At 70.9% G+C, this 20,437-nt stretch carries 19 protein-coding genes; 12 read left to right on the forward strand and 7 right to left on the reverse strand.

Going from position 1 to position 20,437, the window contains the following annotated elements:
* Positions 1–25 precede the first annotated feature (25 nt).
* Complete coding sequence (gene bcp, locus JOD63_RS09645; protein WP_045274819.1) at positions 26–490, forward strand: thioredoxin-dependent thiol peroxidase; 465 nt, start codon at positions 26–28, stop codon at positions 488–490.
* A 64-nt stretch (positions 491–554) separates the two neighbouring features.
* Here the strand turns inward: bcp and JOD63_RS09650 are convergent, their stop codons facing one another.
* Complete coding sequence (locus JOD63_RS09650) at positions 555–962, reverse strand: histidine kinase (protein ID WP_045274820.1); 408 nt, start codon at positions 960–962, stop codon at positions 555–557.
* A gap of 248 nt (positions 963–1,210) precedes the next feature.
* Between JOD63_RS09650 and JOD63_RS09655 the strand changes: the two genes are divergently transcribed.
* Positions 1,211–1,459 (forward strand): WhiB family transcriptional regulator, encoded by a 249-nt coding sequence (locus JOD63_RS09655; RefSeq protein WP_039397845.1) that lies wholly within the window; start codon positions 1,211–1,213, stop codon positions 1,457–1,459.
* 151 nt (positions 1,460–1,610) lie between these two features.
* Here JOD63_RS09655 and JOD63_RS09660 read toward each other — a convergent pair whose 3' ends face one another.
* The 3 genes from JOD63_RS09660 to JOD63_RS09670 form a co-directional block, all read right to left on the reverse strand.
* Positions 1,611–3,095: a sensor histidine kinase gene (locus JOD63_RS09660; RefSeq protein ID WP_045274821.1), complete on the reverse strand. Its 1,485-nt coding sequence runs from the start codon at positions 3,093–3,095 to the stop codon at positions 1,611–1,613.
* Positions 3,096–3,187: 92 nt separating this feature from the next.
* Positions 3,188–4,432, reverse strand: a complete 1,245-nt coding sequence (locus JOD63_RS17785) for an AAA family ATPase (RefSeq protein ID WP_245617946.1) — start codon at positions 4,430–4,432, stop codon at positions 3,188–3,190.
* Between the two features lie 2 nt (positions 4,433–4,434).
* Complete coding sequence (locus JOD63_RS09670; RefSeq protein ID WP_045274823.1) at positions 4,435–5,064, reverse strand: SAF domain-containing protein; 630 nt, start codon at positions 5,062–5,064, stop codon at positions 4,435–4,437.
* Positions 5,065–5,162: 98 nt separating this feature from the next.
* Between JOD63_RS09670 and JOD63_RS09675 the strand changes: the two genes are divergently transcribed.
* Positions 5,163–5,444, forward strand: a complete 282-nt coding sequence (locus JOD63_RS09675; protein WP_045274824.1) for a helix-turn-helix domain-containing protein — start codon at positions 5,163–5,165, stop codon at positions 5,442–5,444.
* A 7-nt stretch (positions 5,445–5,451) separates the two neighbouring features.
* Here the strand turns inward: JOD63_RS09675 and JOD63_RS09680 are convergent, their stop codons facing one another.
* Positions 5,452–6,039, reverse strand: coding sequence for a hypothetical protein (locus JOD63_RS09680; protein ID WP_045274825.1), 588 nt, complete (start codon positions 6,037–6,039; stop codon positions 5,452–5,454).
* A 132-nt stretch (positions 6,040–6,171) separates the two neighbouring features.
* On the opposite strand from JOD63_RS09680, the gene JOD63_RS09685 reads away from it, so the two are divergent.
* The gene (locus JOD63_RS09685) at positions 6,172–6,609 is read left to right on the forward strand and encodes an Rv3235 family protein (protein WP_045274826.1); all 438 of its coding nucleotides are present in this window, start codon (positions 6,172–6,174) and stop codon (positions 6,607–6,609) included.
* A gap of 104 nt (positions 6,610–6,713) precedes the next feature.
* Here the strand turns inward: JOD63_RS09685 and JOD63_RS09690 are convergent, their stop codons facing one another.
* Both JOD63_RS09690 and secA read right to left on the reverse strand, forming a co-directional pair.
* Positions 6,714–7,940, reverse strand: coding sequence for a pyridoxal phosphate-dependent aminotransferase (locus tag JOD63_RS09690; protein ID WP_045274827.1), 1,227 nt, complete (start codon positions 7,938–7,940; stop codon positions 6,714–6,716).
* A gap of 64 nt (positions 7,941–8,004) precedes the next feature.
* Positions 8,005–10,836 carry a preprotein translocase subunit SecA gene (gene secA / locus JOD63_RS09695; protein ID WP_045274828.1) on the reverse strand — a complete coding sequence of 944 codons (2,832 nt, stop codon included), beginning with the start codon at positions 10,834–10,836 and terminating at the stop codon, positions 8,005–8,007.
* A 247-nt stretch (positions 10,837–11,083) separates the two neighbouring features.
* On the opposite strand from secA, the gene JOD63_RS09700 reads away from it, so the two are divergent.
* The 8 genes from JOD63_RS09700 to JOD63_RS09735 all read left to right on the forward strand — a co-directional run bounded on the left by JOD63_RS09700 (position 11,084) and on the right by JOD63_RS09735 (position 20,434).
* Entirely contained in the window at positions 11,084–12,013 is a 930-nt protein-coding gene (locus JOD63_RS09700) for an efflux RND transporter periplasmic adaptor subunit (protein WP_045274829.1), read from the forward strand.
* Entirely contained in the window at positions 12,010–12,756 is a 747-nt protein-coding gene (locus JOD63_RS09705) for an ABC transporter ATP-binding protein (protein WP_045274830.1), read from the forward strand. The genes JOD63_RS09700 and JOD63_RS09705 overlap by 4 nt, the downstream gene beginning before the upstream one ends.
* Entirely contained in the window at positions 12,753–13,958 is a 1,206-nt protein-coding gene (locus tag JOD63_RS09710; protein ID WP_045274831.1) for an ABC transporter permease, read from the forward strand. The genes JOD63_RS09705 and JOD63_RS09710 overlap by 4 nt, the downstream gene beginning before the upstream one ends.
* Before the next feature lie 80 nt (positions 13,959–14,038).
* The gene (locus JOD63_RS09715) at positions 14,039–14,752 is read left to right on the forward strand and encodes a PadR family transcriptional regulator (RefSeq protein WP_084613393.1); all 714 of its coding nucleotides are present in this window, start codon (positions 14,039–14,041) and stop codon (positions 14,750–14,752) included.
* Positions 14,749–15,471: an ABC transporter ATP-binding protein gene (locus JOD63_RS09720; protein ID WP_045274832.1), complete on the forward strand. Its 723-nt coding sequence runs from the start codon at positions 14,749–14,751 to the stop codon at positions 15,469–15,471. Before JOD63_RS09715 ends, JOD63_RS09720 begins: the two co-directional genes overlap by 4 nt.
* Complete coding sequence (locus JOD63_RS09725) at positions 15,468–18,323, forward strand: ABC transporter permease (protein WP_052682415.1); 2,856 nt, start codon at positions 15,468–15,470, stop codon at positions 18,321–18,323. The genes JOD63_RS09720 and JOD63_RS09725 overlap by 4 nt, the downstream gene beginning before the upstream one ends.
* A 62-nt stretch (positions 18,324–18,385) precedes the next feature.
* The gene (locus JOD63_RS09730) at positions 18,386–18,523 is read left to right on the forward strand and encodes a hypothetical protein (protein WP_211088090.1); all 138 of its coding nucleotides are present in this window, start codon (positions 18,386–18,388) and stop codon (positions 18,521–18,523) included.
* Positions 18,524–18,667: 144 nt separating this feature from the next.
* Entirely contained in the window at positions 18,668–20,434 is a 1,767-nt protein-coding gene (locus JOD63_RS09735; protein ID WP_211088189.1) for a DEAD/DEAH box helicase, read from the forward strand.
* The last annotated feature ends 3 nt before the right edge of the window (positions 20,435–20,437 follow it).

Raw genomic sequence — 20,437 nt, forward strand, 5'->3', positions numbered from 1 at the left:
CCAGGCGGGAGCCTAGGCTGGAAGCATGACGCAGCTCGAGATCGGCTCCCCCGCCCCCGACTTCACCCTGACCGACCAGGACGAGCAGGAGGTCTCGCTCGCGAGCCTGCGCGGTGGCCGCGTCGTGCTGTTCTTCTACCCGGCCGCGATGACCCCGGGGTGCACCACCGAGGCGTGCGACTTCCGCGACAGCATCGCGCCGCTCCAGGCCGCGGGCTACACCGTGCTCGGCATCTCCCGCGACGACGCCGCGACGCAGCGGAAGTTCCGCGAGCGCGACGCGCTCCCCTACGACCTGCTCTCCGACCCCGACCACGCCGTCCACGAGGCGTACGGCGCGTGGGGCGAGAAGATGAACTACGGCAAGGTGGTCGAGGGCGTGATCCGCTCGACATTCGTGGTGGATGCCGACGGCACGATCCTCCACGCGCTGTACAACATCAAGGCCACCGGCCACGTCGCGCGGCTGCGCAAACTGCTCGAGGTCTGATCCCCGGGCCACGCCCCCGGAATCCACGGGTGCGGGTCTGTCGAGGCGGATCCGCGGACGCGGATCAGGGCTGGGTGCCGGCCTGCGCGTTCGCGCGATCGCGCCGAGCGGCGTCGCGCACCGCGAGGAGGAGAAGTACGAGCCCGGCGACGGCGGGCACTGCGAGCACCAGCCCGATGAGCGGCTCGGCGTAGGCGCCGGTCGCCGCGCCGCCGGCGACGGCGAGGATGAGCGCCTGGGTCACGATCCCGCCCGAGCGACCCCAGGAGCGATCGGCGAGGATGGCGACCGCGAATGCGAGCACCGCGACGGCGCCGATCACCGTGAGCACGAGGAGCGCGATCGCGCTCTCGACCGAGCCGGTGTCGCCGGCCGAGAGGGCGAAGAGCTCCCGCACCGCGAGCACCGCGATCCCGATGCCTTCGAGTGCGACGATCGCCGCCGCAGCCGTACCGGACGCGTTTGTCCGCATCCTCGATCCACCTCTCAGAATGATTGCCCCGCGCTTGTGCGATTCCTCCATACAGTGGAGCGGATACTCAGCAAACCCGTCACAAAGAGGGCGATCAACCCTTGATTTCAGGTAAACCGCTATGGGACGATTGGTGAAGCCGTGTGCTCCCACAGCGAAGTGGGGCGAGCATCGCCTCGCACTCCCACAGGGTACCGGACCCGAAACCGGGCCCATGCATTTCCGACTACGCCGCAAGGAGCATCACCATGGATTGGCGCGACAAAGCCGCCTGCCTGACCGTCGACCCCGAACTGTTCTTCCCCGTGGGGAACACCGGTCCGGCCGTCGATCAGATCGAGAAGGCGAAGGCTGTCTGCGCCCGCTGCACGGTCACCGAGATCTGCCTGCAGTACGCCCTCGAGACCGGTCAGGACTCGGGCGTGTGGGGCGGTCTCTCCGAAGACGAGCGTCGCGCCCTCAAGCGCCGCGCCGCTCGCGCACGTCGCGCCAGCTGACGCCAGCTCGACGCATCCCGCACTTCCCGGAACCGGGGACTCCCCGAGACACAGGCTTCACGCCCTCGTCTCGGAACGGGTCCCCGGTTTCGGCGTTCCGGGTATCCAGCATCCGACGACCGCCCGACCGGGACCGGCCGGCTCACAGCCCTCAGGACTTGGGTCGGTCGATGTAGCGGAGCGGGATCTCGATCGTCACCTCGGTGCCGCTGCCCATGATCGTGTGCCAGTCGATGGTTCCGCCGAGCTCGCCCTGGATGAGCGTGCGCACGATCTGCGTGCCGAGGCCGCGACCGACCTGCCCCTCGGGCAGACCCGACCCGGTGTCGCGGACGCGCACCTCGAGATGCTCGTCGGCGCGCTCGGCGATGATCTCGACGTCGCCCTCCTGGCCCGCGAGACCGTGCTCGACGGCGTTGGTCACGAGCTCGGTGAGCGCGAGCGCGAGCGGCGTCGCGTACTCGCTCGGAAGCGTGCCGAACCGGCCGGTCGAGTGCGTCCGCGCGCGGGTGTTCGGGGCTGCGGCGACCTCGGCCACGAGCTTGAGCACACGGGCGAAGACCTCGTCGAAGTCGACGTTCTGCGCGAGCCCCTCAGACAGCGTGTCGTGCACGACGGCGATCGCCGACACGCGCCGCATCGCCTGGGTGAGGGCATCCCGCGCCTCGTCGGAGTGGGTGCGCCGCGCCTGGATGCGCAGCAGCGACGCCACCGTCTGCAGGTTGTTCTTCACGCGGTGGTGGATCTCGCGGATCGTGGCGTCCTTGGTGATGAGCTCCTGCTCCTGGTGGCGGATCTCGGTCACGTCGCGGCAGAGCAGGATGGCGCCGATGCGGGTGCCGCGGTCGCGCAGCGGGATGGTGCGCAGCGACACGGTCACGCCGCGCGCATCCATGTCGGCCCGCCACGGCGCCCGGCCGGTGACGACGACGGGGAGCGACTCGTCGAACTGCCGCTTGGAGGGGAGGATGCCGGTGACCACGGTCACCAGCGACTCGCCCTCGAGCTCGTCGTCGAAGCCCAGGCGGTTGAACGCCGACAGGGCATTGGGGCTCGCGAACGTCGTGATGCCGTCGACGTCGAGGCGGATGAGGCCGTCGGATGCGCGCGGAGCGCCGCGACGCGGCGAGGTGGGAGCCGAGAGGTCGGGGAAGTCTCCCGAGGCGACCATGCCGAAGAGGTCGTCGGCGCAGTCGTTGAAGGTGATCTGCTGCCGCGACGGCGTGCGGGTCTCACCGAGGTTGGTGTGGCGGGTCAGCACCGCGATGGTCTGCGCGCTCTCGCCGTGGCCGCGCACGACGGGCACGGCGCGCACGCGCGTCGGCGTCTCCTCGAACCAGTCGGGCGAGGCGGAGTCGACGATGCGCGCGGTCTGGAAGGCCTCGCGCACCTGCGTGCGCCACTGCGGGCGAACCAGATCGCCGACGATGTCGCGGTAGAACAGCGTCGCGGCGCCACCCGGTCGGGTGTGCGCGACGGCGACGAACGAGTCGTCGGCGGTCGGCACCCAGAGCACGATGTCGGCGAACGCGAGATCGGCGAGCAGCTGACCGTCGCCGGCGAGACGGTGGAGCCACTCCACGTCGGCCTCGCTCGAGCGGCCTTGGGAGTACACGAGATCGCTGAGGGTCGACACCCGTCCAGCCTAGAGGCGGAGAGCGCGGATGCCGTGAGCGTGACGCACGGCGTCGCTTGCGCGGCATCCGCCCGATGCTCCCGACGGAGTGGTCACGCCGCCGTCGCCACGCGGCCGCGACGCGGGCGTTTCGGCGCGCGCACAGGCGGTGCCGCCACGGCCTCGCCCACGAATCGGCGCACCGCGTGCACGAGGGGCGACTTCGGCGCGACCTCGGCGATCGGCCGCGCCGCCAGGAGCGCCGCGTCGGCGGAGCGGGGATCCTGCGGCACGAACCACACGTCGTCGATCCCGCCGAACCGGTCGAGTGTGCGCCGAACCTGTCCGCGGGCGTCGATGCCGAGCGACCCCGGCCGCAGTCGGTTGGCGACGATCGCGATCGGCGTCGCACCGACCGTGGCGCGCAGATCGGGGTAGGCGCGGAGGAATCGCGACACCCCGAGCGGGTCGGCGCCGACGACCGCGACCACCATGTCGGCCGCAGCCAGGGCCGACAGCGTGGCGGCGTTGCGCCGCGGGCCGTCGATGTCGCTCACGATCTCCTCGTCGCGCTCGAGCGGTGCTGCGACGTCGACCACCGTGTGGTCGGCCCAGTCACGGCACGCGGCGAGCGCGGCGCCGACGCGCGCGTCGCTGAGCTCGGGCCAGCGCGACGGCCGGTTGAGCCCGGTGAGCACGTCGACCCCGGTCGCACCGAGCGGGATACTGACGCGTGCGAGCTCCCGGGCGTCGAGCGACCCGAGCGCGGCCTGCCGGCAGGCCGCCGCGAACCCGGGACCTTCGTCGGCGAGGCCGAGTGCGAGGGCGATCGACGGCGCGTGCACGTCGGCATCGACGAGACCGACCCGCCGGTCGCCGCGGGCGAGTTCGACCGCCAGCTCGATCGCGAGCGTCGAGCGACCGGGCGACCCGGCGGCTCCCCAGACCGTGATCACGCGCGGCGCCGCGGATGCTTTGCGGTGGGGCGCAGCGACCCCCGGCGCACCCGCGAGAGCATCGGCGATGCGCCAGGGGTCGGAATCGAGGGCGAGAGCGGTCTCCAGCCCGTGCGCGGCGGCATGGCGGGCGTCGGCGTCCCCCGCGCAGAGCGGAACGACCCGGGTTCCGGCACGGTCGCACAGGGCCACCACGCCGGCGTCGAGCGTCGTGCGCGCGACCTCGAGCACCACGGCGTCGGCGTCGGCCACGGCCCGCAGCACCCGGGCGCCGTCGTCGCCGAGCGCGGCATCACCGGCAGCGAGTGCGAGCGCCGTCGCCGGGACGACGTCGACGACCTCGTGACCGGCGCGTCGGAGCCCCTCGGCGATGGTGTCGCCCGCATCGACGGCGACGAGCACCCTCACGAGCCTGCGCCCACCGTCGGCACGACGGACAGGGCCGAGTCGTCGGCCTGTGCGGCGAGCATGGCGGCGACGTCTGCGCGTGGGATCACGAGTTCGAGGGCTGCGGCACCCCCGCCGAGCATCGAGTCGTCGCGGGTGACCGACACCACGGTGGCGTCGGGGACGAGGATTCGGGGCGCGTCGTATCCGCCGCCCTTCAGCAGCGGTGCCGCCCAGAGCTCGACGACCGTTCCCGCTTCGACGGATGCGGGCACGTCGACGGCGCTGCGGACCACGACGCTGGTCGTGCGCGAAGCCGCCGCGTCGCCGACGGCGTCAGCGGGGACGAGCTCGCCCTCGGCGATCGTGCGCGTGGCGACGAGGCCGTCCGCGAGCTCGTCCTGCGTGAAGTACCGCTCCTCGAGCTGCCCCAGGGCGACCTCGACCGGGCGCAGCGTGTCGGCCGACAGCGGCTCGCCCGGAACGATCGTGCGGGCCGCGGTGTAGACCGGAACCGTCGCGCGTGCGGCGCCGACGACGAGCCAGACGCCCGCGACGGAGACGATCACGAGGGCGATGCCGAGGAAGAATCGGGCGTCGCCCCAGAACCCGCGGCGGGGCGGACGAGCGGTCGCGAGTGCGGTCATCGCCCCATCGTCGCGCACTCGGCCGAACAGCCCCGATCGTTATCCACAGCGCCCCGCGCGCCGGCCCCGCCGTATGGGGCCGGGTGAATAATGGGGGCATGCCCGAGAGCCCGACGTCTGCCGTGCGCCTGCTCGCACCCGCCCAGGTGGCGGAGCTTCTGGGCGTGTCGGTCGACGAGGTGATGACGCTCGTCATGGAGCGGCGTCTGCGCGGGGTTCGCGTCGGTTCGCCGGCACGCTGGCGGGTCGACGAGCAGAGCGTGACCGACTATCTCGACGACGAGGCGGAGAATGCCCGGCGCATGGCGCTGTGGCGGGAGTCGCAGAACGCGAGCTTCCCCGAGCTGTGGGGCACCGGCCCGATCCGCAACGGCGACTGACGACGGCTCACACGTAGCCGTCGGATTCCTCGATCTGCACGAGCGACACCGCCGCCAGGGGCACGATCCGAAAGCCGGTCACGGCGTCGGCGCGACGCGGAGCACCGTGCTCGTGCACCGCGAGGTCCAGATGATCGGCCCCCGCGCGGTCGATGGTGCCGGTGACGACGGCGCCGTCGGCGAGCCGGATCATGACGCCGGCGCGACGGCGCACCAGGTCGCGCAGCACGAAGCCGAAAGTCATCCGCTCCGTGAGCGTCGAGCGGGCAGGCACGGCCCGCGCCGTGCGCAGCAGCTCGGCGTGCGGCATCCCGATCCCGAGGAGCGCGGAGAGGGGGACGAGACCGCGGCGCCGGCCGAGCGCGAGCGCCGCCCAATCGGCCCCGACCGCGCCGACCTCGGCTCGCAGGGAGTGGCCGCCTGCCAGGTCGAATGAGACCTCGGTCGCGCCGACGGCGAGCGCCGCGAGGCGGTCGCGCAGCTCGAGTCGCGACAGCCGCAGTCGTTCGGCCTCGGTGTCGAGCGAGGCCCGCTCGGCCTCCCACTCGGAGGCGAGCTGGTCCTCCAGATCGTCGAAGAAGCGGTCCCAGCGCACTCCGTGAGGCTAGAGCACGCGTCACGATGTGGTCACGAGTTATCCACAGCCGGTGAATCCTTCTTCACCTGAGAGTTGTCTGTGTGTTCTACTGGCGGCAAGACATCCCCCACTGTCGAGATAGGCACACCCATGGCGACGCTGCCCGCGGGCCCCGCCCGCGTCATACGGGCGCGCGATGACGAAGACCTCACCGAGTTCTTCGCACCGCAGCGCACGTCTCATACTGCTCTGCCCGACCACGATCCGTTCGTGCGCAATCTCACGCGCGGCGTCCTCGAAGTGCTCTCCGGAGCGCGCGAGGTCGACCAGCTCGCTCGATGGCTCACCGAGGATCCGTTCCGGAAGCTGGTCACGCGGGCGAACCTCGCGGCCCGGGCGCGAAGCGCGCGCGGTGTGCCGGCCCGGCGACCCGTGCATGCGATCGTGTCGGTGCGGCACCAGTCGCCCGCCGACGGCGTGGTCGAGTCCGTGGTGATCGTGCGCGGCGCCGCCCGCACGCGCGCCGTGGCTCTGCGCCTCGAAGGCGTCGACGGCCGTTGGCGCGCCACCTCACTCGCGGTGCTCTGAGCGCACCGCCCCCGAGCGGGCGAACGGACCGGCTCCGATGATGCAGCCGGCCCGCTCGTCGTCATGCGATCGATCGTGCGGGGCACCCGACTCCGCTCGAGCCGTCACTGCCGGTACGACGACAGGAAGTTGCCGAGACGCTCGATCGCCTCGGTGAGCACGCGCGCCTCGGGCAGGGTGACGATGCGCAGGTGATCGGGAGTCGGCCAGTTGAAGCCGGTCCCCTGCACGAGCAGCACGTGCTCCGCGACGAGGAAGTCGTAGACGAGCTTGGCGTCGTCGTGGATCTCGTGCACCTCGGGATCGAGCCGCGGGAAGGCGTAGAGCGCGCCCATCGGCTTGGCGCAGGAGACGCCCGGGATCGCCTCGAGGGCGCTCCACGCCGCATCGCGCTGCTCGTGAAGCCGGCCGCTCGGGGCGATGAGCGCGTCGATCGACTGCACGCCCGAGAGCGCCGCCTGCACCGCGTGCTGCGCCGGCACGTTCGGGCAGAGGCGGGTCGACGCGAGCAGCTGGATGCCCTCGAGGAAGCCCGCGGCATGGTTCTTCGGGCCGGTGATGACGAGCCACCCCGACCGGTAGCCCGCGACGCGGTAGGTCTTGGAGAGGCCGTTGAACGTGAGGCACAGCAGGTCGGGCGCCAGCGTCGCCAGCGGGATGTGCTGGGCGTCGTCGAAGAGGATGCGGTCGTAGATCTCGTCCGACAGCAGCAGCAGGGAGTGCTCGCGTGCGATCTGGACGATGCCCTCGAGCACCTCCTTCGAGTACACCGCGCCCGTCGGGTTGTTCGGGTTGATCACGACGATCGCCTTGGTGCGCGGCGTGATCTTCTCGCGGATGTCTTCGAGGTCGGGCTGCCAGCCGTTCTCGTTGTCGCACCGGTAGTGCACCGGGGTGCCGCCGGAGAGGCTCGTCATCGCCGTCCACAGCGGGTAGTCCGGCGCGGGGATGAGCACCTCGTCGCCCTCGTCGAGGAGCGCCTGCATCGTCATCGTGATGAGCTCCGACACGCCGTTGCCGAGGTAGACGTGGTCAGGGTCGAACTGCGGGAAGCCCGCGACCTCCTCGTAGCGCGACACGATCGCGCGCCGCGCCGACATGATGCCTCGACTGTCGCTGTAGCCGTGCGCCTGCGGAACCGCCTCGATCATGTCGCGCACGATCTGGAACGGCGCCTCGAAGCCGAACACCGCCGGATTGCCGGTGTTGAGCTTGAGGATCGTGTGGCCGTCGGCTTCGAGCCGGTCCGCCTCGACGAGCGCCTGTCCACGGATCTCGTACAGGACGTTCTTCAGCTTGCTCGACTGGTCGAGGGTGCGCAGCGGACTCATCGGAACAGGATATCGACGGGATGCCCGTGCCAATGGCCGGGCAGTGGCCTGGCGTCGACTGGACCTACTTCTTGTTCTGCTCGGCGGCGCGGCGCTGGGCGCGGTTCAGCGGTGCCTGCGGCGCAGCCTCGGCGGGAGCATCCGTCCGCTGGCCGAAGGCCCCACGCTGCGGCTCGGCTGCGGGAGCCTGGGCCGGAGTCTGGGCTGCGGCGGCAGCAGCGGCCTGACGCAGACGCGTCGTCTCGGCCTGCTGCACCTGCCCGCGGTCGTTGCGCACCTCGACCTCGCCGGCGTCGTTGGCCGCCGAGTACTGCAGGCGCTGGCCCTCGACGGGCTGACCGCCGAGACCCTTGGCCTCGACCTCGGTCACCTGCTCGGCACCGGCGTCGCCCTGGCGGCGCACCTCGACTTCGAGGTTGTAGAGGTAGCCGACCGACTCCTCCTTGATCTGCCCCATCATCGACTGGAACATCTGGTAGCCCTCGCGCTGGTACTCGATGAGCGGGTCGCGCTGGGCCATCGCGCGCAGGCCGATGCCGTCCTTGAGGTAGTCCATCTCGTACAGGTGATCGCGCCAGCGGCGGTCGAGCACCTGCAGCACGACGCGTCGCTCGAGCTCGCGCGTCGCGGGCGTGCCGAGCGTCTGCTCGCGGGAGTCGTAGGCGATGCGGGCGTCGGAGAGGATCTCGCGCTTGAGCCCCTCGGCCGTGATCCCGCGCCGGCCTGCGGCCTCGGCGACGACCTCGTCGATGGTGACGTTGACCGGGTAGAGCGTCTTCAGCTCGGTCCAGAGCGCGTCGAAGTCCCAGTTCTCGCTGTGTCCCGAGCCGGTGTGGTCGTCGATGACGGCGTCGATCGCGTCTTCGATGAAGTGCTGCACGCGGTCGGCGATGTCGTCGCCCTTGAGCATGTGGCGGCGGTCCGAGTAGATCGCCTCGCGCTGACGGTTGAGGACGTCGTCGTACTTGAGCACGTTCTTGCGGATCTCGGCGTTGCGGGCCTCGACCTGGCTCTGCGCGCTCTTGATCGCGCGCGAGACCATGCCCGACTCGATCGCGACGTCGTCGGGGAAGTTGGTGCGCGCGAGGATCGCCTCGGCGGCGCCCGACTGAAACAGGCGCATGAGGTCGTCGGTCAGCGACAGGTAGAAGCGGCTCTCGCCGGGGTCTCCCTGACGGCCCGAGCGACCGCGCAGCTGGTTGTCGATGCGGCGCGACTCGTGGCGCTCGGTGCCGAGCACGTACAGACCGCCGGCTGCGACGACCTTCTCGCTCTCCTCCGACACGCGGGCGCGGACGGCCTCGTAGACACCGTCCCACTCGGCCTCGTACTCGTCGGGGGTCTCGACCGTGTCGAGCCCCTTGGCCTTCATCTCCTGGACGGCCAGGAACTCGGCGTTGCCGCCGAGCATGATGTCGGTTCCGCGACCGGCCATGTTGGTCGCGACGGTGACCGCGCCCAGGCGGCCGGCGCGCGCGACGATCTCGGCCTCGCGCGCGTGGTTCTTGGCGTTGAGCACCTCGTGCTTGACGCCCTTCTTCGCGAGCAGACGCGACAGGTACTCGCTCTTCTCGACGCTCACCGTGCCCACGAGCACCGGCTGCCCGGCTTCGTGGCGACCCGCGATGTCTTCGACGACCTGCGCGAACTTGGCCGCCTCGTTCTTGTAGACGAGGTCGGGCATGTCCTTGCGGACCATCGGCTTGTTGGTCGGGATCGGGACGACGCCGAGCTTGTAGGTCGACATGAACTCGGCAGCCTCGGTCTCGGCGGTACCGGTCATGCCCGCGAGCTTGTCGTACAGGCGGAAGTAGTTCTGCAGCGTGACTGTGGCGAGTGTCTGGTTCTCGGCCTTGACGGGCACGGCCTCCTTGGCCTCGATGGCCTGGTGGATGCCCTCGTTGTAGCGGCGACCGACCAGGATGCGGCCGGTGTGCTCGTCGACGATCATCACCTCGTCGTTCATGACGACGTAGTCGCTGTCGCGCTTGAACAGCGAGAGAGCCTTGATCGAGTTGTTGAGGAACGAGATGAGCGGGGTGTTCGCCGACTCGTACAGGTTGTCGATGCCGAGGTAGTCCTCGACCTTCTCGATGCCGGGCTCGAGCACGCCGATGGTGCGCTTCTTCTCGTCGACCTCGTAGTCGACACCGGCCTCGAGGGTCTTCGCGATCTTCGCGAACTCGACGAACCAGCGGTTCGCCTCGCCCGACGACGGGCCCGAGATGATGAGCGGGGTGCGCGCCTCGTCGATCAGGATCGAGTCGACCTCGTCGACGATCGCGAAGAAGTGACCGCGCTGCACGAGGTCCTCCTTGCGCCAGGCCATGTTGTCGCGCAGGTAGTCGAAGCCGAACTCGTTGTTCGTGCCGTAGGTGATGTCGGCGTTGTACTGCTCACGGCGCACCTCGGGCGTCTGGCCGGCCACGATGGTGCCGGTCGTCATGCCGAGGGTGCGGTAGATGCGGCCCATGAGGTCGGCCTGGTACGACGCGAGGAAGTCGTTGACGGTGATGACGTGCACGCCCTCACCGGCGATCGCGTTCAGGTAGACCGGGAACGCGCCGGTGAGCGTCTTGCCCTCACCGGTCTTCATCTCGGCGATGTTGCCCAGGTGGAGGGCTGCGCCGCCCATGAGCTGGACGTCGTAGGCGCGCTGTCCGAGCGTGCGCTTCGCGGCTTCGCGAACGGCGGCGAACGCCTCGGGCATGAGCTGGTCGAGCGTCTCACCGGCCTGATAGCGGGCGCGCAGCTCGGCGGTCTCGCCTCGCAGTTCCTCATCGGTGAGGTGCGAGTAGTCCTCTTCGAGGGCGTTGACGGCCTTCACGACCTGCTGGAGGCGCCGGAGGATGCGACCCTCGCCGGCGCGAAGCAGTTTCTCGAGGGGGTTGGCCACGGAGTGTCTCCATCTGTCGGGAATCGGCGCACTCGGCGCCACTGCCGCCCGGCGCGTCGCGCGCAGGCATACCTGCCTATGTTATCCACCCGTGACCTTGGGATGCGCTGGACAGCGGGCCGCCGCGCGGCCGCTGCGATCCGCCTGTGGATAATCCACACGGAGTATTCCCGGTATGCATATACTCGGCATTTAATTGTGGTGCTTCCGCGCACCCGGCAGGCGCCCCGGCGCCGGAGAGGATGTCATGGTCGTCTGGCGCCGTTGGATCTTCCCGATCCTCATGATCGTGGTTCTGGGGGCGGTTGCCGCCGCACTCGTGAAGATCGCGTTCTTCCCCGATGAGACGAGCACGGCGGTCGAGCCGTCCGCCGGCATCGCCGACACCGTCGTGCCGGTCGAGCGCGGCGACGTGGTCAACGCGATGAGCCTGCCGGGAACCATCGCGCGCGACGAGGCGGTGACCGTCAGGTCCGAGATCGACGGCACCGTCACCGCGGTGCACGTGAAGCCCGGGCAGTCCGTCTCGAACGGCCAGGTGCTCTTCACCGTCAAGCAGACCTACCCCGTGCTGACCTTCGACGTCCGCGCCCCCGAGGCCGGCGAGATCGCGACACTGACGGTCGTGAAGGGCCAGGGCGCCTCGGTCGGCGTCGAGCTCGCGACCCTCAACCCGTCCCGCTACCACGTGATGAGCACCGTCGAGCCGGTGCAGCTGTACCGCCTGCTCGAGGCGCCGAGCGAAGCATCCGTCGCCATCCAGGGCGGCCCCGCGCCGTTCACGTGCACCGGGCTCGACGTGCAGGTCGCCGAGGACTCGACCACGAGCGTGCGCTGCGCCGTGCCGAAGGACCAGGTGGTGTTCGCTGGACTGCAGGCAGACGTCGAGATCAGCATCGGCACCGTCACCGATGCGCTCGTCGTGCCGACCACCGCGGTCAAGGGCGGCGCCGGATCGGGCGTCGTCTGGATCGACGCGGGCGACGGCTCCGACCCCGAGGAGCGTGAGATCGCACTCGGCGTGAGCGACGGGACGATCGTCGAGGTGACCGAAGGCCTCGAGGAGGGCGAGATGATCCGCCAGTTCGTGCCCGGCCTCGCCGCGACCACGGAACCGGTCTGCTACGACGACGGCTTCGGCGGCGAGTACTGCGAAGAGCAGGGCTGGAACTGGTGAGCCTCGTCGCGCTCGAGGGTGTCACCAAGCACGTCCTGCTCCCCGATGACACCCGCCTCGACATCCTCCGCGGCATCGATCTCGAGATCGGCGCCGGCGACCACGTATCCATCGTCGGACGCAGCGGCTCGGGGAAGTCGACGCTGCTGAACCTGCTCGGGATGCTCGACTCCCCCTCCGAGGGGACCGTCTCGTTCCGCGGCGACGCGGTCGGCCGCATGGGCCAGGCCAAGCTCGACCGGCTGCGGGGACGCAACGTCGGGTACGTGTTCCAGCAGTTCAACCTGCTCCCCGGCCGCTCGGCGCTCGAGAACGTCGCGATGCCCCTCAGCTACGCGAAGGGACGGGAGTTCTGGGCGCGCAAGACCATCGCCGCCGACATGCTCGACCGCGTCGGGCTGTCGCACCGCCTCGAGTCGCCGCCCGAGCAGCTGTCGGGGGGTGAGCAGCAGCGCGTCGCGATCGCACGGGCGCTCGTCCGTCGTCCCGCCCTGATCCTCGCCGACGAGCCGACCGGCGCCCTCGACGTCGAGACGGGCGGCGCGGTGATGACGCTCCTCGACGACATCGCCTCCGAGGCCGAGGCCGCCCTCGTGACGATCACGCACGACGTGCACGTCGCCGCACGCGCCCGACGGCACTACCGGCTCGAAGCGGGCGTGCTGGCCCCGGTCGAACTCGACCTCGCGTTCCGCGAGACGGCGCTCGGCGCCATCGCCGAAGCACCGGCGGGTGTGCAGTGAGCGGGTTCGTCGGAGCGCTCGGCGACGCGTGGGCCGAGCTGCGCCACCACAAGCTGCGGGTGCTGCTGAGCCTCATCGGCATCGCGGTGTCGGTCGCGGCGATCACCGCGGTGGTCGCGCTCGGCGAGTATCAGCGGCAGTCCATGGCCGAGCAGTCCGACCGCTACGGTGGCCGGCAGGCGACGGTGACCGTCTCGGCGATGTCGACCGATACCGCACCGTTCGACGCCGCAGCCTTCGATGAGCGAGTCGACGCCGTGTCGGAGCGCTACGAGTTCTCGCACCGCACCCGCGTCGTCGACGGACTGCAGCTCGAGGTGCAGACGCCCGACCAGGTGCAGCCCGTCACGGCGAAGCTCGTCGACGAGGCGTGGCCGGTGATGCATCGCACCGCGCTCGCGGAGGGCCGCTGGTTCCGCAGCGGCGACGGGGACCTGCTCGCTCCCCCGGTGGTGATCTCGGAGGCGCTGTGGGATGCGTTCGGGCGCCCCGCTCTCGGCGCATTCGCGCTTCCGCTGGCTGGCGAGCTCGCCGGCTCGTACCCCGTGATCGGGATCACGCCCCGGCAGTACCCGGGCGACGAGGAGAAGTCGATCGTGCTCCTGGGCGACAGCTACTCGGCGCGGGTCGACGTGCTGCCGCCCGAGGCGGGCGTGATGTGGGAGTTCTGGGTGTCGGACGACCTGGTCGCCGACGTGGGCCCCGTGCTCGCGATGGATCTGCGCGCCGGCCTCGAGGGCACCGAGGTGATGGTCTCGCGCAGCGACTGGGGCTCGCGTCCCGAGAACGCCGACCAGGCAGCGGTCTTCGAGGCGATCACGGGCGGCATCGCCGGCCTCGTGCTGCTCCTGGGCGGCCTGGGGCTCGTGAACATCCAGCTGGTCGCGATGCGCCAGCGCATCCGCGAGATCGGCGTGAGGCGCAGCTTCGGCGCCACGGGCGGGCGCGTGTTCTTCTCGGTGCTGCTGGAGTCGGTGGTGGCGACGGCGGTCGCCGGGGTCGTCGGAATCGCCCTCGCGGTCGCGATCCTCAAGGCGCCGTTCGTCGAGTCGCTGTTCGTCGGGATGCAGGACATCCCCGCGTTCCCGTTCAGGGCCGCGGTGATCGGACTGACGGCGGCGGTCGCCATCGGCGCGCTGGCGGGGTTCATCCCGGCCCTCGCCGCGGTGAGGGCGAAGGTGATCGATGCGCTGCGCTTCTGATCGCTTGAAATGATTCCCGGTATGCATATACTCGGTAACTAGATACTCGGTATACAGCCGAGGCGGCAAGGGAGACACTCATGTCGGTTCGCCAGAGTCTGCTCGCGATCCTCGATCAGGGGCCGTGCTACGGCTACCAGCTGCGCGCGGAGTTCGACCGCCGCACCGGCTCGACCTGGCCGCTGAACGTCGGCCAGATCTACAACACCCTCGACCGCCTCGAGCGCGACGGCCTCGTCGCGAAGGGCGAGGTCGACGAGCAGGGCCACGTGTACTGGGAGATCACGGATGCCGGTTCGGCCGAGGTCGCCGCCTGGCTCGGATCGCCGGTCGAGCGGTCGGGCGGCACGCGCGACGAGCTCGCGATCAAGCTCGCCGTCGCCGCCACCCTCCCCGGCGTTGACGTGACCGAGGTGATCCAGACCCAGCGCCGGGCGTCGCTCTCGCAGCTGCAGTCGCTGCAGCGGGCGAAGTACGCCGGCGCCGACCCGAACGGGCCGGAGGAGCTCGCCTGGGCTCTCGTCATCGACTCGATGATCTTCGCGGCCGAAGCCGAGGTGCGCTGGCTCGACCACACCGAGCAGCGCCTGGCCCTGCACCCGCAGCACGCGATGACGCTCGAGCTGTCGACCGAGCGCCCCAAGCGCGGGCGACCCGCCCTTCGACAGGCTCAGGGATCGGATGCGGCGGCTCAGGGATCGGACGTGGCGGCTCAGGGATCGGCATCCGACGCCTCGGACGTCGAGCGAGCGAGGCGAGACGAAACGCCGTCGCACTCCGGAGCCGCGCGATGAGCGCACCGGTGCTGCGCCTCATCGGCGTGACCCAGCAGTACGGCTCGGGTCCGACGGCGGTCTCGGCGCTGTCGGGGGTCGACCTCGAGGTGCACGAGGGCGAGCTCGTCGCCGTGATGGGGGCATCCGGATCGGGCAAGTCGACTCTGCTGTCGATCGCGGGCGGTCTCGCGACGCCGACGACCGGCGAAGTGGTCATCGAGGGCGAGCACCTGAGCGTGCAGGCACCGCAGCAGCTCGCGGCGCTGCGGCGCCGGTCGCTCGGGTTCGTCTTCCAGGACTTCAATCTCATCCCGACCCTCACGGCGCTCGAGAACGTGACGCTGCCGCTCGAGCTCGACGGCTTCCGAGCCCGGGGGGCGCGCCGTGCGGGTCGGGATGCGCTCGAATCGGTGGGTCTCGCCGACAAGCTGCACGCGTACCCCGACGATCTGTCGGGCGGGCAGCAGCAGCGCGTCGCGATCGCGCGCGCCGTCGTCGGCGGCCGTCGGCTGATCCTCGCCGACGAGCCGACGGGTGCGCTGGACTCGGTGACGGGCGAGATGGTGCTGCGGATGCTGCGCACCCGGGTGGATGCCGGCGCCGCCGGCATCCTCGTCACCCACGAGGCCCGCCACGCGGCCTTCGCCGACCGCATCGTGTTCCTGCGCGACGGCCGCATCATCGACGAGTCGCGCCGGGAGGGCGCCGAGACCCTCCTCGCGGGCGGCCCGCGGTGACCGGGGTCCTCGAGGCGCCGACGCAGCCGCCTGAGGAAGTGCCCGAGCCGGATGCCGCGACCCCGCGCCGCAGCATCTGGCCGCGTCTGCGGGCCGACCTCCGGCTCGCCGCGCGGCAGGTGCGCCGCACGACGGGCTCGAGCGCCCTCGTGATGATGCTCGTGATGCTCCCGGTCGCGGGGCTCGCCGGCGGCGCCATCTTCTGGCAGAGCCACATCCCGACGCGCGAGCAGTCGGCGACCCTCGAGCTCGGCGCCAACGAGTCGCGGATCGACGTGGTCGGCGGCGCCGACCCGAGCCGCCGGCAGGCGGTCGACGACCCGTGGAACAACACGATCGACACCGATGACCAGGGCCGCCCCGTCAACCCCGAGCAGCCGATGCCCGAGGATCCGTACGCGCTTATCCCCGCCGACGCGACGGTCGCGGAGGTGGTGGAGTGGGCGCAGGTCTTCGTCGAGACCGCCGCGGGCGTCGGCAACGTCGCGGCCACCGCCGGCGATGTGTGGGACCCGGTGTTCGACGGGCGCTTCCTGCTGCTGGAGGGCGAGGCGCCGGCCTCCGCCGACCAGGTCCTCGTCTCGCCGGGCATCCTCGAGCGGCTCGACGCGCGGGTGGGCGATGAGATCGTGCTCGTCGACAGCGACCGAACCTTCGAGATCACGGGCACGATGCGCCGCGCCGACGCGCGGCCGGCCGATCCCGAAGTGTTCCTCCCGGCGTCGGCATCCGACCTGGTGGTCGGCCAGACCCGCTGGTACGTCGCGGACTGGCAGCCCGGACTCGACGAACTCGCGAAGCTCAACCACGCCGGATTCGTCGCCTTCGCCCACGACCTGCTGGTGCACCCGCCGGCCGGCGCGTACACCTCGCAGTGGCGCAACGACACGGCGCAGGCGAGCTCGATGCTGATGGTCGCCCTCATCGTGGTCGCCTTCAGCGGCTACCTCATCGTGCTCCTCGCCGGTGCCGCCTTCGCGGTGTCGGCCCGCCGCCAGCAGCGATCGCTCGCCGTGGCCGCGAGCGTCGGCGCCTCGAACACCGACGTGTTCCGCGTCGTCGTGCTGCAGGGCACGGTGCTCGGCACCGTCGCGGGCGTCACGGGCGTCGTCCTCGGCGCGGCCGGCGCCTGGCTCGCCCTCGAGCTCACCGACAGCGGGGCCGTGGGCTCGTTCTGGGGCAACTGGGGTTACAACGTGCCCTGGGCGCTGACGGCCGGCATCCTCGTCTTCGCCGTCGTCGTCGGCAGCATCTCGGCGATCGCCCCCGCGCGCGCCGCCACCCGCGGCGACGTGATCGGAGCCCTGCGCGGCTCACGGCGCCCGCCGCGGGAGCCGGCCAAGCTCCCACTGGGCGGTGTGCTCGTGATGTCGGTCGGGCTCGGCGCGGCGATCGCAAGCGGTCTCGCGATCGCCGCACTGAACTCCGCGGACCGGATCGACTACGCGCATCCGCTGCGCATCGCAGCGATGTTCGGCATCGTCCTCGGCCCGATCGTCTTCCAGATCGGGTTCCTGATCGCCGGGCGCTGGGTGCTCGAGGTGGTCGCACGACCGGTCGCCCGCATCGGGATCGCACCGCGGATCGCCGCGCGGGATGCCGCGGCCAACCCGTCGCGCGTCGTTCCGGCGTTCGCCGCGATCACGGTGTGCGTCTTCATCGCCTCGTTCGCGCTCGCCAGCACGGCGCTGCAGGGCAACGCGAACGCGCGTAGCTACTGGTACGCGGGGCCCCTCCACAGCGTGTCCGCCTTCATCTACTCCCCCACCGCCGACGACGACGCCGCGCTGGTCGACGCCGCCGACGAGCTGCTCGCTGCGACCGACCCGACGGCGACGGTGGTCGTATCGACGGCCCGCGGCACCGAGTACGACCTCGAGACCGGCGTCGCACTCGACCCCGACGCTCCCGTGTACGGCGTCGCCGGGCAGCCGACCGAGACCTGCCCCGACTGCGGCGGCGACGAGGCAGCGCTCAACGGCGGGCTCACGATCGTCGCGCCGGGCGACGTTGCGGCCCTGCTCGACATGCCGGTCTCCGCCGCCACGCTCGAGGCCTACCGCGAAGGGGCGATGATCATCACCGACGCGCAGTTCGTCACGTCGAGCGGCATGGCGGTGATCACCGAGTGGACCGAGACGAGCCGCGAGCAGTACTACGCAGCCATGAACACGGTCGACTGGGCGGACGCCGACGCGCTCGCGGCGCTGCCCGACCCCGATGCCGAGCACGAACTCCCGGCCGAGCTCATCGAACCGCCGTTCATCTCGTCGAACACGCAGGCGATGGTGAGCCCCGAGACCGCCGAGAGGCTCGGGATCGTGACGATGCCGTCCACCGTGGTCGCCCTGCGCGACGAGCCCCTCGAGACTGCCACGCTCGACCGGATCACCGCCGACGCCGCTGCGACGCGCGTCAGCGAGGGCGCCTACATCGGGGTGAACTACGAAGACGGTCCCGACCCGCAGGAGCCCTGGCTCTGGCTCATCACCGGTGCCGCCATGGTGCTCGTCATCGCGGCGAGCGCGGTGTGCCTCGGCCTCACCCGCTTCGAACGCCGCCCCGACGACGCCACGCTCACCGCGGTCGGCGGGTCGCGGATGCTGCGCCGAGCCATCAACCTCTGGCAGGCGGTGATCGTGGTCGGCATCGGCTCGGTGGTCGGCACGGCCGCCGGGCTCATCCCGGTGTGGGGCACGACGCAGACCTCCGACGGCTATCTGAAGTTCGAGGATGCCCCGTGGCTGCTCCTCTGCCTCCTCGCCGTCGCACTCCCGATTGCGATCGCGCTGGCCGCGTGGCTCGTGCCCCCGCGGCATCCCGACCTCACCCGACGCAACGCGATCGCCTGATCTGAGACGAACCGGCCCCTGCCGGACACACCCTGTATACGAACGTCAGAGAGGACTCCCCCATGACCCCTGCCTCCGCCCCCGCCGACCGCATCTCGCTCCACCCCGTCACCGTCGACCCCGCGGCCCTCGCGCTCCCGCCGACAGAGCCCATAGACATCAGCGAGCTGATCGCCCTCGAAGCATCCCGCACCCGCTGACCCCTTCCCTCGCGAGAATGAGGAGGCGGGGGCGAGGGGCGGCGGCGGGGCATGCTGTCGCCTCCCAGGCGGCACCCACTACCCTTAAGCGTGATCGAAACCGAATCCCCGATCGAGGACGCGGCTGCCGAGCAGCCCGCCGCGATGACATTCGCAGACCTCGGATTGGGCGAAGCGGCGCTGAAGGCGCTGCGCGACGTCGGCTACGAGACCCCCTCCGCCATCCAGGCGGCCACCATTCCGACCCTGCTCGCCGGCCGCGACGTGGTCGGCATGGCGCAGACCGGCACCGGCAAGACGGCGGCGTTCGCCCTGCCGATCATCGACCGCCTCGACGTGTCGCAGAAGAACCCGCAGGCGCTCGTGCTCGCCCCGACGCGCGAGCTCGCGCTGCAGGTGTGCGAGGCGTTCGAGAAGTACGCGTCGCACCTGCGCAACGTCCACGTGCTGCCCGTCTACGGCGGTCAGGGCTACGGCGTGCAGCTGTCGGCGCTCCGCCGCGGCGTGCACATCGTCGTCGGCACCCCCGGCCGCATCATCGATCACCTCGAGAAGGGCACGCTCGACCTCTCCGAGCTGAAGTACCTCGTGCTCGACGAGGCCGACGAGATGCTCAAGATGGGCTTCGCCGAAGACGTCGAGACGATCCTCGCCGAGACCCCCGAGACCAAGCAGGTCGCACTGTTCTCGGCCACCATGCCGGCCACGATCCGCCGCATGTCGAAGCAGTACCTGCACGACCCCGAAGAGATCACGGTCAAGTCGAAGACCACGACGTCGTCGACGATCGCCCAGCGCTACCTGATCACGGCGTGGCAGCAGAAGATGGACGTGCTCACCCGCATCCTCGAAGTCGAGAACTTCGACGGCATGATCATCTTCGGCCGCACCCGCAGCGTCACCGAGGAGATCGCAGAGAAGCTCCGTGCCCGCGGGTACTCCGCCGCGGCCATCAACGGCGACATCGCCCAGGCCCAGCGCGAGAAGACGGTCAACCAGCTCAAGTCGGGCAAGCTCGACATCCTGGTCGCCACCGATGTCGCCGCCCGCGGCCTCGACGTCGAGCGCATCTCACACGTCGTCAACTACGACATCCCCACCGACACCGAGTCGTACGTGCACCGCATCGGTCGCACCGGTCGCGCCGGCCGCTCGGGCGACGCGATCTCGTTCGTGACCCCGAAGGAGCGCTGGCTCGTCAAGGCGATCGAGAAGGCGACCCGCCAGGAGCTCACCGAGATGGCGCTGCCGAGCGTCGACGAGGTGAACGTCACGCGGCTCGCGCGCTTCGACGACCGCATCACCGCGGCCCTCGCCGAGACCGAGCGCGTCGACCGCTTCCGCGACATCGTCGCCCACTACGTGCGTCACCACGATGTGCCCGAGATGGATGTCGCCGCGGCGCTCGCGATCGTGTCGCAGGGCGAGACCCCCCTGCTGCTCGAGCCCGACCCCGAGCCGCAGCGCCGCGAGCGCCCCGACCGCGATCGCGGCGAGCGCAGCGACCGCGACGGCTTCGACCGCGGCCCCAAGCGCGAGCAGCGCACGCCGCGCGAGGGCTTCTCGACCTACCGCATCGCGGTCGGCCGCCGCCAGCGTGTCGAGCCGCGCCAGATCGTCGGCGCCCTCGCGAACGAGGGCGGCCTGCGCCGCGACGACTTCGGCGCGATCCAGATCCGCCCCGACTTCTCGCTCGTCGAGCTGCCCAGCGATCTGCCCCGCGACACGCTCGACCGCCTCGCCGACACCCGCATCTCGGGGCAGCTGATCGAGCTGCGCCTCGACACGGGTCGGCCGCAGCGCCGCGACGGCGACCGCAAGCCCTTCCGCAAGAGCTACGACGACGACCGCCCGCGGCGCGACTTCGGCGACCGGCCCGAGCGCAAGCCGCGCCACAAGCGCGAGGACTGACGC

Origin of the sequence: Microbacterium terrae (genome assembly GCF_017831975.1) — a bacterium.
GTDB lineage: Bacteria > Actinomycetota > Actinomycetes > Actinomycetales > Microbacteriaceae > Microbacterium > Microbacterium terrae.